Origin of the sequence: Nocardioides conyzicola, from assembly GCF_039543825.1 — a bacterium.
In the GTDB taxonomy this organism is placed as follows: domain Bacteria; phylum Actinomycetota; class Actinomycetes; order Propionibacteriales; family Nocardioidaceae; genus Nocardioides; species Nocardioides conyzicola.
The window spans coordinates 508790-524529 of sequence record NZ_BAABKM010000001.1 but is presented as its reverse complement, the minus strand read 5'-3'; the positions used below and the strand labels follow the sequence as shown (position 1 = coordinate 524529).

Below are 15740 nucleotides of genomic sequence, written 5' to 3'. Positions count from 1 at the left end.
GGCTCGCGGCAGGCCGACGGCACCTGTAACGCCGGGTTACTGCCTGTACCCACGGTGCTGCAACCCCCTGGGTACAGCCATTAACCCGGCGTTACAGCCGATCCTGCCGCTCGCGCGCCAGCCCCGCCAGCCGGGCCAGCGCCTGGGGGAAGATCTCGGCAGGGGGCGTGACCAGGCCGGCGCCGACCTGTCCGACGCCGGCGAGCCGGCCGGCCATGCCGGTGTTGATCTGCGGCAGGATCCCGGTGCGGCAGACCTTCGACACGTCGATGCCGGTGGGCGTGCCCTGGAACTCCAGCACCGGCACCGTCCAGCGCGGGTTCTCCCCGAGCGTGATCTCGTGCATCCGGCGGGTGGTCGCCAGCGCGTCCGGCACCGAGCCGCCGACGAGGCGGACGATCGCCGGCGCGGTCGCCATCGCGAACCCGCCGATGCCGGCGGTCTCGGTGATCGCCGAGTCGCCGATGTCGGGGTTGGCGTCGTCGGGACCGTAGGAGCCGAGGAAGAGGCCGTCGGCGAGCTGGGCCGGCCCCGTGAACCACTCGTCGCCGGTGCCCGCCGTCTGGATGCCGAAGTCGGTGCCGTTGCGGGCCATCGCGACGACCATCGTCGAGCCCTCGGTGCCGCGGGCGGCGTCGAGCGCGAGCTTGCAGGCGGGCATGGCCAGGTTGAGGAAGAAGTGGTCGTTGCCGCCGATGAAGCGCAACCCGTCCGCGACGTCCGCGCTGTCCATGCCGCTCGTCACCATCGCGGGGGAGAGGTCACGCAGCAGCATCAGCGTGCCGGCGCGGTTGCGGTTGTGGGCCTCGTCGCCCATCTGCAGCATCTGGGTGAGGATGCCGGTGACGTCGACCGGGTCGGTCGCGCGGACGGCCTTCTGGAGCAGCGGCCCGAGCACGTCGCCCATCCAGCGCAGCCGGGTCAGCACCTCGGGGCCGTAGGCGCCGTAGCGGAGCACCTTGCCGAGGCCCTCGTTGAGGGAGCAGTACGTACGCCGGCCGCTGGCCGCGTCCTCGAGCACGAACATCCACATGCTCGGCGTGACGACGCCGGCCATCGGGCCGACGGTCGAGCGGTGGTGGCAGGGCTCGAGCGAGACGCTGTCGCCCGCCTCGAAGAGCGCGACCGCGTCCTCGGGGTCGTCGACGAGACCCTCGAGCGCGGCGCCGGCCATCAGCCCACCGCGGAGCGGGCCGGACGCGCGGTCCCACGCGATCGGCGGGCCCGCGTGCAGGAACTCGCCGCGCTGCAGGCCGAGCACCTCGGACGCCGGAGCGACGTCGACCAGGGTGGCGGTCACGCCGAGCATCGCCACGAGAGCCCGCTCGTTCGCCGTACGACGGAGGGGGTCGGCGGCGACCGTCGCGAGGTCGGCCTCGGTGCCGGTCATCGGTGGCCGCCAGTCGACCCGGGTGACGGGCGTGGCCTGATCGGCCACGGCGTCGGCGAGCAGGTCGGCGCCGACGTTGACGACGGCTTCCGGGGTGGTCACGACGAGGCTCCCAGCAGCTCGAGGGCGCGGCGGGTGGCGCCGGCGTTGGACAGGTGGACCTCGGCCCCGGCGTCGACCAGCGCCCGGACCTGACGGTCGCGGCCCTGCGGGTCGCCGTCGGTGCCGACGACGGCGACCACCACGGGTTGAGTGGCGGCCGCGATCGCCGGCGCGAGCAGCGCGGCCGGGTCGGGCTCGGCGCCGTGGCCCAGCACGACGTCGAGGAGGAGCACGCCGGTGGCCGGGTCGGCCGCGGCCCGCCCCAGGTGGTCGAGCCGGAGGCTCGGGTCGATCATCGGGTGGGCGCGACCGGTCGTGTACTCGTCGTCGCCGAAGTCGACGAAGGTGTGCCCGGCATCGGTGCCGGCGATCAGCTGGGCCTCGCTCTTGAGGGTCCCGCCGACGAAGAGGCCGCGGATCGCGCCACTCCCGGGCGAGGCCGATCCGACCACGGGCCAGGCCGGCACGTCGCGGCCGAGCCGGCGCAGCACCGCCTCGGTGGCGGCGGTGAGGTCGGGCTTCCCGGCACCCAGGAGGGCGAACTCGACCGGGGTGGCGAGCGTGCCGGCGTACTCCTCGATCTCGGCGGCGACGTCGGGCGCCGGCGGCTTGGAGATCACCACGATCAGCTCGACGGCGGGGTCCGAGTCGAGGCGGCGCAGCGCCTCGCGGGTGGAGACGCCGCGCACCTCCGCGGAGAGGTCGCGGCCGCCGACGCCCAGGGCCGAGGTGACCCCGACGCCGGCGTGGTCGAGGAGGGCCAGCAGCTGCTGGCAGCCGGTGCCGGACGCGGCGACGATGCCGACCGGCCCGGGGGAGACGACGTTGGCGAACCCGAGCCCGAGCCCGCCGACCACCGCGGTGCCGCAGTCCGGTCCCATCACCAGGACGCCGCGCTCGGCGGCCGCGCGCTTGAGGGCGACCTCCTGCTCGACGGGGACGTTGTCGCTGAAGATGAGCACGTCGCGCCCGGCGTCGACGGCGTCCATCGCCTCGACCAGCGCGCTGGGGCCGGGCACGGACACGACCACGACGGCGGCTTCGGGCGTACGCCGCAAGGCGCTCGCCGTGGTGCGGGGCGCGGCGATCTCGCTCGACCCCTCGGGCCGTCGGTTGGCGTCGCGCAGCGCCTGGTCGACGCCGGCCAGCGCGACCGGGAGGGCATCGGCGTCGGCGAGCCGCAGCGCCACGACCAGGTCGTTGGTGGTCGCCTCGGCGGGGACGTCGAAGCCCATCTCCACCAGCACCTCGATGTTGAGGGCGGTCGCCATCGCGACCTGGGCGGCGAGCACGCCGTCGAGGCCCTGCACCGCGCGGCTGACCTGGAGCAGGGTGACCGAGTCGGCGTACGCGCCGGGTCGTAGCTCGACGTGGTTCGTCATGCGGCTCCTTCGAGAGGCCTGAGGTGGTCGAGGGCGGTGCGGGCGCCCTGGAGCAGCCCGCGTCCGGAGGTGTGGCCGACGGCGGCCAGCCGGTCCGCGAGCTCGGCCTCGGCCTCGCTGCCGACCGCGGCGAGCCACCGGGCGAACTCCGGGATCACCTCGCCGTGCATCGCGCACTCGAGCAGGGTTGCGGAGAGCAGCGTGGTCCGGTCGAGGCACCGGCGTACGTCGGCGTCGACCTCGTCGGTCGCGATCCCGGCCGCGCGGTGCGTGGCCAGCCAGCCGCACAGCACGTCGTCGTCGTACGGCGTGAGACCGTCGCCGCGCCCGACCATCGACGCGACGTCGCCGGGTGGGGGCGCCGGGCTGGTGGCGAGCGCCCGGAGGGTCGGGACCCGGACCTCGACGACCCGACCGACCGGCAGCGCCTCGTCGTCGAGGTGCAGCACGCCCTGGTCGATCCGGGCCCAGCGGACGTCGGGCAGCGCGTCGGCCGCGGCCCGCAGGGCGCACGGCACGGCGGTGGCCCGGCGGGAGACGACGCCGACGCACCGACCGGCGATCTCGACGTAGACCGCGTCGCGACCGCGGTGCAGCACGGGCACCGGTCCGTCGGGGGCCGACCGCAGCAGCGCCCGCACTCGCGGGGGTGCGCTGACGGGGATCACTGCACCGACGCTATCGGGGGCGGTTACGGTTTGGGGATGTGAGGTTGTGCCAACGCCTACGCCAAGGGAGTGCAAGTGTTGATAAGCGATGACCGCGAGGAGCTCGCCAGCGCCGCGCTGGCCCGGGTCGACGCCCTGCACACCGGGCTGACGCAGATCGTGCTGGAGGGCGGCAACCTCGGCGGGATCGCCGCGGAGGTGAGCCGGGTGCTCGGGGTCGGCGTGGCGTTCACGTCGACCGACGGCCGGATCCGGGCCGCGGCCCTCGACGACGACCACCAGGCCCTGCTCACCGAGCAGGACCTGGTCGACCCGACCGGCCGGGTGCGGGTCGAGCGGATCGGCGGCGGCGACGTCCACGTGTCCCGGGTGGCCGCCGGCGGCGTCGAGCTCGCCCGCCTGGTGGCGGTGCGCCGCGAGCCGATCTCCGCCGACGACGTGCACGCCCTCGAACGCGCCGCGGCCGTGGCCGCGCTGCTGATCACCCGCGAGGAGGCGGTCACCGCCGTCGAGACCAAGTACCAGGGCGACTTCCTGCGCGACCTGCTGCTGCGCCGCACCGCGGACCAGGCCTACGTCGCCGAGCACGCCGAGACGTTCGGCTGGGACCTGTCCCGGCCGATGGTCGTCGTGGTGGCCGAGATCGACCCGAGCGACGACCTCGCGTCGGGCGCCCGGCGCCGGCAGTGGCAGCAGCGCTTCTCGGCGGCCTGGCGGCAGGTGGCCGCGACCTTCGCGCCGGACATCGCCACCGTCGACTTCTCGTCGGAGGTCGTCACCCTGCTCCCGCTCGGTGACGGCGACCTGGAGCCCCTGGCGGGCCACGACGTCGTACGCCGGGCCGTGACCGCCGTCGCCGGCGACAAGGGCGGCGGCCGGCGCCCGTTCTCGGTCGGCGTCAGCCGGATCGCCGGCGGCATCGAGGACCTGCCGACGGCGTACGCCCAGGCACGCCGGGCCGTCGAGGTCGGGCGGCGGATCCGCGGCGGCGGGTCGACGACGTTCTTCGACCAGCTCGGCGTGCACCGCCTGATCGCCCTGATCCCGGACACCCCGGCGGGCTCGGCGGAGCTGGGTGCGTTCGTCGACGACGTCCTCGGACCGCTGGCCGAGGCGACCACCGAGGCGGCCGACCTGCGGGTGACCCTGCAGGTGCTGCTCGACACCAACTTCAACGTGGCCGAGGCGGCCCGCCTGCAGTTCTTCCACTACAACACGATGCGCTACCGGGTCTCCAAGCTCGAGCGGCTGCTCGGCCCGCTCTCGACGGACCCGCACCTGCGCCTCGACGTCGCGGTCGCGCTGCGCGTCCTGGAGATCACCGCCTGATCACGCGCCGACAACAGATGACAGCCGTCGCGGCGTTCCTTCGGCATGTGTCGCCGTCGTGGGTGTGTCATGGGCCTCACTAGGTTGAGCGGAACTCGGGATCCGTCCTGACACCGAAAGGGTGCTCACATGTCGATGTTCAAGTGGGACGTAGTCAATCCCGGGCCCGGTGAGGCCGTAGCGCCGCACCAGAGACTCGCCTGGGGCAAGACGGTGGGCCTCGGCGCCCAGCACGTCGTAGCGATGTTCGGGGCGACCTTCGTCTTCCCGATCGTCATGGGCCTGAACGCCAACCTCGCGATCATGATGAGCGGTATCGCGACCATCTGCTTCCTGCTGATCGTGAAGGGCAAGGTGCCGAGCTACCTCGGCACGTCGGCCTCCTTCGTCGGCGGTGCCACCGCGATCTACACCTACACCGGCTCGGGCGGTCCCGGTGGACCCGCGGACGTGACCGGCGCGATCCTCGTCGCCGGCGTCGTGCTGGCGATCGTCGGCGTGATCATCCACTTCCTCGGCGCCGGCGTCGTCAACGCCGTCCTGCCGCCGATCGTGACCGGCGCCGTCGTCATGCTGATCGGGTTCAACCTCGCCCCGGTCGCCACCGGCACGTACATGCCCTCGGACCCGTGGGTCGCGATCATCACCATGACCGCGGTGATCCTGATGGCGGTCGGCTTCCGGGGCTTCCTGGGCCGGATCGCGATCTTCCTCGGCCTGATCTTCGGCTACCTGGTGTCCTGGCTCTTCGACGGGCTCTTCGGCAAGACCTCGCTGCCGCTGCCCGGCAACGCCGACCCGGGTCCGCACCACCGGGTCGACTGGACCACGGTCAAGGACGCCGACTGGTTCGGCTTCCCGAAGCACACCGCGGACGGCCTCGTCGGCAACCAGACGCTGGCCGGCAACCTGGGAGCGGTCGGCTGGCACGCGCCGGCGTTCTCGATCACCTTCATCCTGCTCGTGCTCCCCGCCGTGATCGCGCTGATCGCGGAGAACGTCGGCCACGTCAAGGCCGTCGGCGAGATGACCGGCGCCGACCTCGACCCGTACATGGGTCGTGCGGTCGCCGCCGACGGTGTCGGCACCGTCATCGCCAGCGCCGTGGGTGGCTCGCCGACCACGACGTACGCCGAGAACATCGGCGTCATGGCCGCGACGCGCGTCTACTCGACCGCCGCGTACTTCGTGGCGGCGATCGTCGCGGTGCTGCTCGGTCTGGTCCCCAAGTTCGGGGCGATCGTCAACGCGACCCCGCCGGCCGTCCTGGGCGGGATCACGCTGGTGCTCTACGGCATGATCGGCCTGCTCGGCGCCAAGATCTGGAAGGAGAACGGGGTCAACTTCGCCAACCCCGTCAACCTGGTCCCGATCGGCGCGGGCATCATCCTGGCCATCGGCAACGCCGACCTGAAGTTCACCGACGACTTCCATCTCACCGGCATCGCGCTCGGCACCCTGGTGGTCGTGCTCGGCTACCACCTGGCCCGCTTCGTCGGTCCGAAGGGCGTCGACGACGGAGCGATCATCGCGGTCGGCACCACGGGCGCTCACGTCGAGGACCACGCGCCGCCGCACACCCATGACCACAAGCACTAGGACCGACCCAGGGATGACTGAGTGAAGCCAGCACCGTTCGCCTATCGCCGGCCGGGGACCATCGCCGAAGCTGTCGAGGCCCTGGCCGGCGAGCCGAACGCCAAGGTGCTGGCCGGTGGCCAGAGCCTCGTCCCGTTGCTGTCGATGCGGCTCGCGGCACCCGCGATGCTCGTCGACATCAACGGGATCCCGGGCCTGGACGAGGTCACGGTGGAGGACGGGGGCGTCCGGGTAGGTGCGCTCGCCCGGCACGCCGCCGTCCTCGCCTCGCCCGACGTACGCCGGGTGCAGCCGCTCGTCTCGTTGGCGCTGGCCAACGTCGCTCACGCCACGATCCGCAACCGGGGCACGACGGTCGGCTCGATCGTGCACGCCGACGCGGCGGCCGAGATGCCCGTCGTGCTCTCGCTGCTCGGGGGCTCGCTCGACGTCGAGGGGCCGCGAGGACGCCGTACGATCCCGGCGTCCGAGCTCTACCTCGGGCCGTTGGAGTCGTCGGTGGCCCACGACGAGATCGCGGTCTCGGCCTACTTTCCGGGGCTGGCGGCCGGTGCGGGCGTCGCCTTCGAGGAGATCGCGCGCCGGCACGGCGACTACGCGCTGGTCGGCGCGGCCGCGCTGGTCGACGGTGACACGGTGCGGGTCGGCTACCTGTCGGTGAGCGACGTGCCGACCGTCGTCGACCTGAGCGGTGTCGCCGACGACGACCTGGGGGAGGCCGCGCTCGCGCAGCTCGACCCCGCAGAGGACATCCACGCGACCGCCGCCTACCGCGCCCAGCTGGTCCGGGTGCTCACCGGGCGCGTGGTTCGATCGGCACACACGTTTGCGGAGGGAGTGCGATGACCGAGGAGCTCCACGACGTACGCCTCACCGTCAACGGCCACGCCCACGAGATCCGGGTGCCCGCGCGGCGGCTGCTGTCGGACGCGCTGCGCCACGACCTCAGGCTCACCGGTACCCACGTCGGCTGCGAGCACGGTGTCTGCGGCGCGTGCACGATCCTGGTCGACGGGGCGCCGATGCGGTCCTGCCTGATGTTCGCGGTCGCCGCCGAGGGCAGCGAGATCACCACGGTCGAGGGCCTGGCCAACCCGGACGGGTCGCTGGGCCCCGTGCAGCAGGCGTTCGTCGAGTGCCACGGGCTGCAGTGCGGCTTCTGCACCCCGGGCTTCCTCACCACGATCACGGCCGGGCTGCGCGACAACCCGACCCCCACGCACGAGGAGGCCCGCGACATGATCGCCGGCAACCTCTGCCGCTGCACCGGCTACCAGAACATCGTGAGGGCCGTCGAGCGCGCCGCGGAGCTGGGAGCGACATGAGCACCCCACGAAACTGCGGGCTTCCCCCGCTTCGCTCCTCCACCCCACACTTTCGCGGGGACCCCGCATGACGACCAAGCTGATGGGCCAGAAGGTCCAGCGGGTCGAGGACCAGCGCTTCCTGCGCGGGCTCGGGCGGTACGTCGACGACGTGGCGGTCGAGCGGGACGTGCTGCACTGCGCCGTGCTCCGCTCGCCGCACGCGCACGCCCGGATCGTCGACATCGACGTCGCCGACGTGCTCGACGTCGAGGGCGTGCACGCGGTCTACACGTGGGAGGACCTCGCGGCCTGCACGCCGCAGATGGCCGAGCCACTCCCGCTGCTGATCCCGCACCCGGCCCTGACCCACGGACGCACCCAGTACGCGCTGGCCAAGGACGAGGTCAACTACGTGGGCGAGGCGATCGCGTTCGTCGTCGCCGAGGACCGCTACGTCGCCGAGGACGCGGTCGGCCGGATCCGGGTGGACTACGAGTTCCTGCCGCCGGTCGTCGGCATCGACGCCGCACGCGCGGCGACGCGGCTGGTCCACGACGACGTGCCCGGCAACGTGGGCGCCCGGCTGGAGCAGAACGTCGGGGACGCCCCGGCCGCCATCGCGAAGGCACCGCACCGGCTCGAGCTCGACCTCACGGTCGAGCGGAGCGCGTGCATGCCGCTCGAGGGCCGCGGCACCGTCGCCCGCTGGGACCCCGACCTCAACCGCCTCCAGGTGTGGACGTCGACGCAGACCTCGACCGGCGTCCGCGCCGCGGTCGCCGTGAAGATGGGCCTCGACCTCGGCCAGGTCGACGTGATCACCCCCGACGTGGGCGGCGGCTTCGGCGTGAAGATCAACCACCCGTGGCCCGAGGAGCTGCTCGTCCCGATGGCGGCCAGGGCGCTCGGCCGGACGGTGAAGTTCACCGAGGACCGGCGCGAGCACTTCATCTCGTCGGCGCACGAGCGCGGCCAGGTGCAGCACATCGAGGTCGGCTTCGACGACGACGGCCGGCTGCTGGGGCTCGACGTGGAGTTCTGGCACGACCACGGCGCCTACACGCCGTACGGCCTGATCGTCCCGATCATCACCTCGACCCAGCTGCTGGGGCCCTACAAGCCGCAGAACTACCGGGTCGTCTTCGAGTCGCTCTACACCAACACCGTGATGGTCACGCCGTACCGCGGAGCCGGGCGGCCACAGGGTTGCTACGCCATGGAGCGGACGATGGACGCGATCGCGGCGTACCTCGGCAAGGACCGCACCGAGGTGCGTGCCGTCAACTTCATCCAGCCCGACGAGTTCCCCTACGACCAGGGCCTGGTCTTCCAGGACGGCCGGGAGCTCGAGTACGACTCCGGGGACTACCCGGCGATGCTGGAGAAGACGAAGGCGCTGGTCGGCTGGGACGAGTTCCCGGCCTTCAAGGCCGAGATGGCGGCGCTGGGGCGCCAGGTCGGCATCGGCCTCGCCTGCTACGTCGAGGGCACCGGCGTCGGGCCCTACGAGGGCGCGCACGTGCACATCGAGACGTCGGGCAAGGTCAAGGTGGCCACCGGCCTGACGACGCAGGGGCAGGGGCACGCGACCGTCTTCGCGCAGCTCGTCGCCGACGAGCTTGGCGTGAAGTTCGAGGACGTCGAGGTCGTCACCGGCGACACTCGGCGGATGCCGTACGCCGTCGGCACGTTCGCCTCGCGCGCGGCCGTGATGAGCGGCTCCGCGATCCACCTCGCGGCGAAGCGCGCCAAGGAGAAGGTGCTCAAGATCGCCGCCGAGGCGCTGGAGGCGTCCGAGGACGACCTCGAGATCGTGGACGGGGTGGTGTCGGTCAAGGGCTCACCGGGCACGTCCATCGACCTCGGCACGGTCTCCGTGCTGTCCAACCCGCTGCGCTACGCCTTCGACGAGGCGTCCAAGGCGGCGACCCAGTTCACCGTCGGCGACCCGGGCAAGCCGCCGGTCGCGGAGGACGAGGAGCCGGGCCTGGAGGGTAAGGACTTCTACTCGCCCGAGCGCGCGACGTTCGCGTCCGGCATGCACGCGGTCATCGTCGAGACCGACCCCGAGACGGCCGAGATCACCATCCTCAAGTACGCCGTCGTGCACGACTGCGGTCACCTGATCAACCCGATGATCGTCGAGGGCCAGATCCACGGCGGCGTCGCGCAGGGGGTCGGCGGAGCGCTCTACGAGCGGATGGCGTACGACGAGTCGGGACAGCTGCTCAACGCGTCGTTCATGGACTTCCTGATGCCCTACGTCACCGAGGTGCCCGACGGCATCGACATCGACCACCTCGAGACGCCGTCCCCGCTCAACCCCCTCGGCATCAAGGGCGCCGGCGAGGCCGGGGTGATCCCGTCGGCCGCCGTCTTCGCCGCCGCCATCGAGGACGCGGAAGGCATCACCATCAAGGCGATGCCGATCTCGCCGTCCGAGCTCTACGCGCTTCGCCAATCGCAGGGACTGGAGAACTCATGAAGATCAGCGGATCCAACGTCGTCCCGTTCCCGGTCGAGACGGTCTGGGACGCGATCCTCGACCCGCGGGTGCTGGTCACCACGATCCCGGGCTGCGAGCAGCTCGCGGCGACGGCGGACAACGCCTACGACATGACGGTCACCGCCGGGGTCGCCGCGATCAAGGGCACCTACCAGGGCTCGTGCACGCTCTCGGACCTGAAGGCGCACGAGTCCCTGGTGATGCGGCTGTCCGGCGCCGGCGCCCCGGGCACGATCGACGCCACCGTGCAGGTCTTCTTCGGCGAGGCCGAGCCCGGCGTCACGAAGATCGACTACGAGGCCGACGCGGTCGTCGGCGGCATGGTCGGCGGGGTCGGCCAGCGGATGCTCACCTCGGTCTCCAAGCGGATGGCCGGCGAGTTCTTCGGCAACGTCGCCTCCGCGATCGCGTCTCCCGCGGTCGACGCTCCGGCGATCGAGGCTGCTGAGACCCCCGCGGCCGGTGCGCCCGCCGTGTTCAAGGCTCCGCCCAAGGCGGCGGGCGTCTCCTCCCAGGACGACTTCCTCAAGGGCATCGCCGTCGGCGCCGGCCTCGTCCTGCTCGGCGTCGTCGCGGGTGGGCTCTTCGGCCGCCGTCGCCGATGAGCGTGACGTCCCGGGGAGCGGTGAGCCAGCAACCGTTCGCCAGCCCTGACGGCCGCATTGTGGTTGCCTGCTCACCGCTGCCCGGTGACCCCCGGTGACGCTCTCCGTCGAGTCGACCGCGCGCGACCAGGCCGACGCCGTACGCCGGCGCGACATCTCGGCGCGCGAGCTGCTCGACCTGCACCTGGAGCGGATCGCCGCGCGCAACCCCGAGCTCAACGCGATCGTCTCGCTCGACGAGGAGCGTGCCCGCGCGGGCGCCGCGGCCGCCGACGAGGCACTCGCGTCCGGCGCCGAGGTCGGCGCGCTGCACGGGCTGCCGTTCGCCTTCAAGGACACCCACGGCGTCGAGGGATGGCGCACGACGTACGGTTCCCCGCTCTTCGCCGACCACGTCGCCGAGCACGACGACCTGATCGTGGAGCGCGTACGCCGGGCCGGCGTGGTCGTGATCGGCAAGACCAACGTGCCGGAGTTCGCGGCCGGCTCGCACACGTTCAACCGGGTCTTCGGGCTCACCCGCAACCCGGTCGACCCGACCCGGTCCGCCGGCGGCTCGTCCGGAGGTGCCGCGTGCGCGCTGGCCTCCGGGATGGTCCCGCTCGCCGACGGATCCGACATGGGCGGCTCGCTGCGCAACCCGGCGTCGTTCTGCGGCGTGGTCGGGCTGCGGCCGTCGCTCGGCCGGGTGCCGGAGTGGCCGCTCTACAACCAGTGGGAGACGACGTCCGTCGGCGGTCCGATGGCGCGCAACGTCGGCGACCTGGCGCTCCTGCTGTCCGTCATGGCCGGGCCCGATCCCCGGGCGCCGCAGGCGCTCACCGATCCCGGCTCGGGCTTCGCACCCCCGCTCGCCGGCTCGCTGTCCGGGCTCCGCGTCGCTGTCTCTCCCGATCTCGGTGGCGCCTTCGAGGTCGACACCGAGGTCGCCGAGGTCGTCGCCTCGTCCGCGGCCGTCCTCACGTCCGCCGGTGCGACGGTGTCGGACGCCCACCCACTGCTCGCCGAGGCCGACGACACCTTCCGCACCCTGCGTGCGTGGCACTTCCAGGCCAAGTTCGGGCTGATGCTCGCCGCCTCGCCCGACGACTTCAAGCAGTCGCTCGCCGACAACATCCGGGCCGGTGAGTCGCTGACCGGCGCCGACGTGGCCCGCGCGTACAGCCAGCGCACCGCCCTCTCCGAGCGCATGCGCGAGTTCTTCACGGCGTACGACGTCCTCGTGCTGCCGGTGTCCCAGGTGCCGCCGTTCCCGGCCGACCAGGAGTTCCCCACGTCGATCAACGGCCGGCCGATGGAGACCTACCTCGACTGGATGCGGGCGGCGTACTTCATCACGGTCACCGGCTGCCCCGCCATCTCGGTGCCGTTCGGCCACACCGCCTCGGGCCTGCCGGTCGGCATCCAGATCGTCGCCCCGCACGGGCGCGACCGGTTCCTGCTCGAGGTGGCCGCGGCGTTCGAGGCGGCCGTCGGCTGACGTCGACGATCGGCACGACCAGCCCGCCGCGGTATCCACAGCACCGGTGGAAAACCTGTGGGAATCGGGCCTCCGTCTGTGGACCACGGAGGCGGATCTGTGGAGCAACCGGCCATTTCCGGTGGAACCGGAAGAATGTTGCGCGAACCCCTTGTGCGCCGATTCCCGGAGGGCATAGAACTTCTCCCACGCCCTCCGGCAACGGGAGGCGGGACAGCTCGAAGACGAGGGTCCACACGTGAACGAACCGGCTTGCCGGGGAGTGATCGCGGCGGCTGGGTGACGAGGCCGCTGGGACCGGAGACGACGAGTGTGTCGACCGGAAGCGTCACCGGTACCGGTCACCTGAAGGGCCCTTGCGACTCATACTCGCAAGGGCCCTTCGTCCATTTCCGGACCATCTGCCGTGGCGGTCAATCCCGGTCAACTGTGGGGATCTGGGCGTTTTCTGTGGACAACCCCGGTCGGTTCTGTGGACAAGTCGGTGACTTTCGGTGGAACCAGGAGAATGTTCCCGAAAGGTCTTGCGCAGCCCGTTCCGCAGGGCATAGAACTTCTCTCACGTCCTCCGGCAACGGGAGGCGGGACAGCTCGGAGACGAAGGTCCACACGTGAACGAACCGGCTTGCCGGGGAGTGATCGCGACGGCGAGATGACGACGCCGCCGGGGCCGGAGGAGAAGAGCAGTCGATCGGGAGCGTCATCGATACCGATCAACCGAAGGGCCCTTGGGACTCATACTCTCGAGGGCCCTTCACCCTTTTGGAGTGAGTATTTCGCGTGATCTCGACGTAAGGTCGAGATATCCGGACTCGATGACATTTGAACCTCCCGAGGTGTTGCCTTCCGGCAAACGCTCGGAGATGGCATGTCCTACCGAAAACTTGTGCTGCCGTTCATCGCCACGGCCAGTGCCGTGGTCGTGGTCCTCTCGCTCGACGGCGCTGCCGTCGCCGCCCAGCCACGCGTGGGACTCGGGACGGCGGGACCGTACGCCGTGCTCGCCGGCACGACCGTCACCAACACGGGTCCCAGCGTCATCAGCGGCAGCGTCGGGGTCAGCCCGGGCACCGCGGTCACCGGCTTCCCGCCCGGCATCGTCAACGCCGGGACCATCCACGCCGCCGACGCGCCGGCCCTCCAGGCCAAGGACGACCTCACGACGGCGTACAACGACGCCGCCGGTCGCGGCCCCGTCGTCGACGTGAGCAGCAAGAACCTCGGCGGCCGGACCCTGGTCCCGGGCGTCTACTCCGCGGCCAGCGGGATGGCGCTGACCGGGACCGTCCGGCTGGACGCCCAGGGCGACCCCGACGCGGTCTTCGTCTTCCAGGCGGGCTCGACGCTGATCACCGCCACGAGCAGCCGGGTCCAGCTGGTCGGAGGTGCCCAGGCGTGCCGGGTGTTCTGGCAGGTCGGCAGCTCGGCCACCATCGGGACCACGACCCAGTTCGTCGGGTCGGTGCTGGCCCGCACCAGCATCACCCTGCAGACCAGCGCCACCGTCGAGGGCCGGATGCTGGCCCGCAACGGCGCGGTCACGCTCGACTCCAACACGATCACCCGGCCCACCTGCGCCGCGCCCGCCGCCACGCCGAGCGCGTCACCGACGCCGAGCGCCTCGCCGTCGTCGACCAGCGGACCCGGCTCCGGGGCGTCCGCGTCTCCGTCGCCCGGCACTCCCACGTCCAGCAGCCCTGGTGCACCGGGCCCCAACGGTCCCGGCGGTCCGGGTGGCCCGGGTGGCCCGGGTGGCGACACCCCGATCCCGACCGGGCACCCGCGCACGGGTGAGCTCCCCGGCGGACCCAGCGGGACCGGCTGGCTGATGCTCGGCCTGGTCGCGCTCGCCGCTGCGGGCGTCGCCGCCGTACGGGGCTCTCGACGGACCGACCTGCCCGACTCGTGAGCCGCGCGCACCGCGCCCGGGGGTCGAGCACCCCGTGGCGCGTGGCCGCGGCCGCGCTGGCGCTGATCGGCGCCGGGTGCCTGGTCATGTGGGCGGCGGACGGCTCGACGCCGACCGAGGGCGCGGAGGTCTCGCAGACCTCCGCGCCACCGCTCGCGTCCACGCAGCAGCCGGAGCTGCCGGCGGAGCAGGGGCCGCGGAAGCACGCCGCCCCGCCACCGCAGCCCGTCAGGCTCGGCATCCCCGGCATCGAGGTCAGCTCGCGGCTGCTCCGGCTCGGGCTGCAGCCCGACGGGGAGGTCGAGGTGCCGGCGGACCCGTCGCTGGCGGGCTGGTACCACCTGGGCCCACCTCCCGGCGCCCACGGCACCGCGGTGATCCTGGGGCACGTCGACTCGGTCGACGGGCCGGCGGTCTTCGCCCGGCTCACCCAGCTGGCGGCCGGCGACCGGATCCAGGTCCGGCTCGACGACGGCAGCAGCGTCACGTACGCCGTCCGCTCCATCACCACCTACGCGAACGCCGACTTCCCGGCCCGGCTCGTGTACGGCGGGACGGGTCGGCGCGAGCTCAACCTGGTGACCTGCGGCGGCGCCTACGACTCGAGCCGGGGCGGCTACCAGTCCAACGTCGTCGTCAACGCACGCTGGGTCTCGGGCACCCGCAGCTGACCGCGAGGGATCTCCCGGTTCCGGGGATCCGGTGGCCGTGCTCCCACGAGGGGTGAGACGGAGAATCGGCTGACCGACGGGTAACCACGACACTGGACGCGTGGTCATGTACGCCGTCCTGCACGCGGTCGTCCCGCCCGTCGCGAAGCTGGTCTGGCGGCCGACGGTGACCGGCCTCGACAACGTGCCGCGCACGGGGGCCGTCCTCCTGGCGAGCAACCACCTGAGCTTCGCCGACTCCCTGGTGATCCCGATCGTGGCGCCGCGCAAGGTCCACTTCCTGGCCAAGTCCGACTACTTCGCCGGCGGCGGGATCAAGGGCACGCTGCAGAAGGCGTGGTTCGAGGGCATGGGCATGCTGCCGGTCGACCGCGACGACCCGCGGGCCGCGATCGCCAGCCTCGACACCGCGCTCGAGGTGCTCGGCCGCGGGGACGCGTTCGGTCTCTACCCCGAGGGCACCCGGTCGCGCGACGGCCGCCTCTACCGCGGCCGCACCGGCGTCGCCCACCTGGCGCTGACCGCCGGCGTGCCGGTCGTCCCCGTCGGGATCACCGGCACCGAGAAGCTGCAGCCCGTCGGCGCCCGCTTCCCCAAGGTCGTCCCCGTCACCGTCGCCTTCGGGAAGCCGATCGAGGTCGCCGGACGGTACGACGGGGTGCCGCTCGGCCGCGCCCGCCGCGAGGTCACCGACGAGATCATGCGCGCGATCCAGGCGATGACCGGCCAGGAAGAGGCGGGCATCTACAACGAACGGGCGCCCGACGCCTGACGGTGGTGGTGGCCCGCTGG

At 72.3% G+C, this 15740-nt stretch carries 13 protein-coding genes; 10 read left to right on the top strand and 3 right to left on the bottom strand.

The annotated features are described in order from the left end of the window. Positions 1-91: 91 nt before the first annotated feature. The 3 genes from ABEA34_RS02565 to ABEA34_RS02555 are packed head-to-tail and all read right to left on the bottom strand — an operon-like array spanning position 92 to position 3542. A complete protein-coding gene (locus ABEA34_RS02565; protein WP_345518923.1) occupies positions 92-1492 on the bottom strand; it encodes a YlbE family protein in 1401 nt (466 codons plus the stop codon). Continuing rightward, complete coding sequence (locus ABEA34_RS02560; RefSeq protein WP_345518921.1) at positions 1489-2874, bottom strand: AllF/FdrA family protein; 1386 nt, start codon at positions 2872-2874, stop codon at positions 1489-1491. The genes ABEA34_RS02565 and ABEA34_RS02560 overlap by 4 nt, the downstream gene beginning before the upstream one ends. Beyond that, a complete protein-coding gene (locus tag ABEA34_RS02555; RefSeq protein ID WP_345518919.1) occupies positions 2871-3542 on the bottom strand; it encodes an oxamate carbamoyltransferase subunit AllH family protein in 672 nt (223 codons plus the stop codon). Before ABEA34_RS02555 ends, ABEA34_RS02560 begins: the two co-directional genes overlap by 4 nt. Before the next feature lie 75 nt (positions 3543-3617). Here ABEA34_RS02555 and ABEA34_RS02550 point away from each other — a divergent pair, with 75 nt between their 5' ends. From ABEA34_RS02550 to ABEA34_RS02505, 10 genes are all read left to right on the top strand, one after another. Then, entirely contained in the window at positions 3618-4871 is a 1254-nt protein-coding gene (locus ABEA34_RS02550; RefSeq protein WP_345518917.1) for a PucR family transcriptional regulator, read from the top strand. A gap of 129 nt (positions 4872-5000) precedes the next feature. Then, positions 5001-6470 (top strand): uracil-xanthine permease family protein, encoded by a 1470-nt coding sequence (locus ABEA34_RS02545; RefSeq protein WP_345518915.1) that lies wholly within the window; start codon positions 5001-5003, stop codon positions 6468-6470. 21 nt (positions 6471-6491) lie between these two features. Further along, the gene (locus tag ABEA34_RS02540; protein WP_345518913.1) at positions 6492-7316 is read left to right on the top strand and encodes an FAD binding domain-containing protein; all 825 of its coding nucleotides are present in this window, start codon (positions 6492-6494) and stop codon (positions 7314-7316) included. Further along, on the top strand, positions 7313-7795 hold the full coding sequence (locus ABEA34_RS02535) for a (2Fe-2S)-binding protein (protein ID WP_345518911.1): 483 nt from the start codon (positions 7313-7315) through the stop codon (positions 7793-7795). The genes ABEA34_RS02540 and ABEA34_RS02535 overlap by 4 nt, the downstream gene beginning before the upstream one ends. A gap of 67 nt (positions 7796-7862) precedes the next feature. Continuing rightward, complete coding sequence (cutA, locus tag ABEA34_RS02530) at positions 7863-10262, top strand: aerobic carbon-monoxide dehydrogenase large subunit (RefSeq protein ID WP_345518909.1); 2400 nt, start codon at positions 7863-7865, stop codon at positions 10260-10262. After that, positions 10259-10888 carry an SRPBCC family protein gene (locus ABEA34_RS02525; RefSeq protein ID WP_345518907.1) on the top strand — a complete coding sequence of 210 codons (630 nt, stop codon included), beginning with the start codon at positions 10259-10261 and terminating at the stop codon, positions 10886-10888. The genes cutA and ABEA34_RS02525 overlap by 4 nt, the downstream gene beginning before the upstream one ends. Positions 10889-10982: 94 nt before the next feature. Continuing rightward, positions 10983-12368 carry an amidase gene (locus ABEA34_RS02520; RefSeq protein ID WP_345518905.1) on the top strand — a complete coding sequence of 462 codons (1386 nt, stop codon included), beginning with the start codon at positions 10983-10985 and terminating at the stop codon, positions 12366-12368. 886 nt (positions 12369-13254) lie between these two features. Next, positions 13255-14277, top strand: a complete 1023-nt coding sequence (locus tag ABEA34_RS02515) for an ice-binding family protein (RefSeq protein ID WP_345518903.1) — start codon at positions 13255-13257, stop codon at positions 14275-14277. Beyond that, positions 14274-14948 (top strand): class F sortase, encoded by a 675-nt coding sequence (locus ABEA34_RS02510; RefSeq protein WP_345518901.1) that lies wholly within the window; start codon positions 14274-14276, stop codon positions 14946-14948. The genes ABEA34_RS02515 and ABEA34_RS02510 overlap by 4 nt, the downstream gene beginning before the upstream one ends. A gap of 106 nt (positions 14949-15054) precedes the next feature. Further along, positions 15055-15720: a lysophospholipid acyltransferase family protein gene (locus ABEA34_RS02505; RefSeq protein WP_345519123.1), complete on the top strand. Its 666-nt coding sequence runs from the start codon at positions 15055-15057 to the stop codon at positions 15718-15720. Positions 15721-15740: the final 20 nt, after the last annotated feature.

Bases quoted from the DNA above. Each gene is read 5' to 3' on its own strand.
- ABEA34_RS02560 (WP_345518921.1), bottom strand. From the start codon at position 2,874: ATGACGAACCACGTCGAGCTACGACCCGGCGCGTACGCCGACTCGGTC.
- ABEA34_RS02545 (WP_345518915.1), top strand. From the start codon at position 5,001: ATGTCGATGTTCAAGTGGGACGTAGTCAATCCCGGGCCCGGTGAGGCC.
- ABEA34_RS02535 (WP_345518911.1), top strand. From the start codon at position 7,313: ATGACCGAGGAGCTCCACGACGTACGCCTCACCGTCAACGGCCACGCC.
- cutA (WP_345518909.1), top strand. From the start codon at position 7,863: ATGACGACCAAGCTGATGGGCCAGAAGGTCCAGCGGGTCGAGGACCAG.
- ABEA34_RS02525 (WP_345518907.1), top strand. From the start codon at position 10,259: ATGAAGATCAGCGGATCCAACGTCGTCCCGTTCCCGGTCGAGACGGTC.
- ABEA34_RS02505 (WP_345519123.1), top strand. From the start codon at position 15,055: ATGTACGCCGTCCTGCACGCGGTCGTCCCGCCCGTCGCGAAGCTGGTC.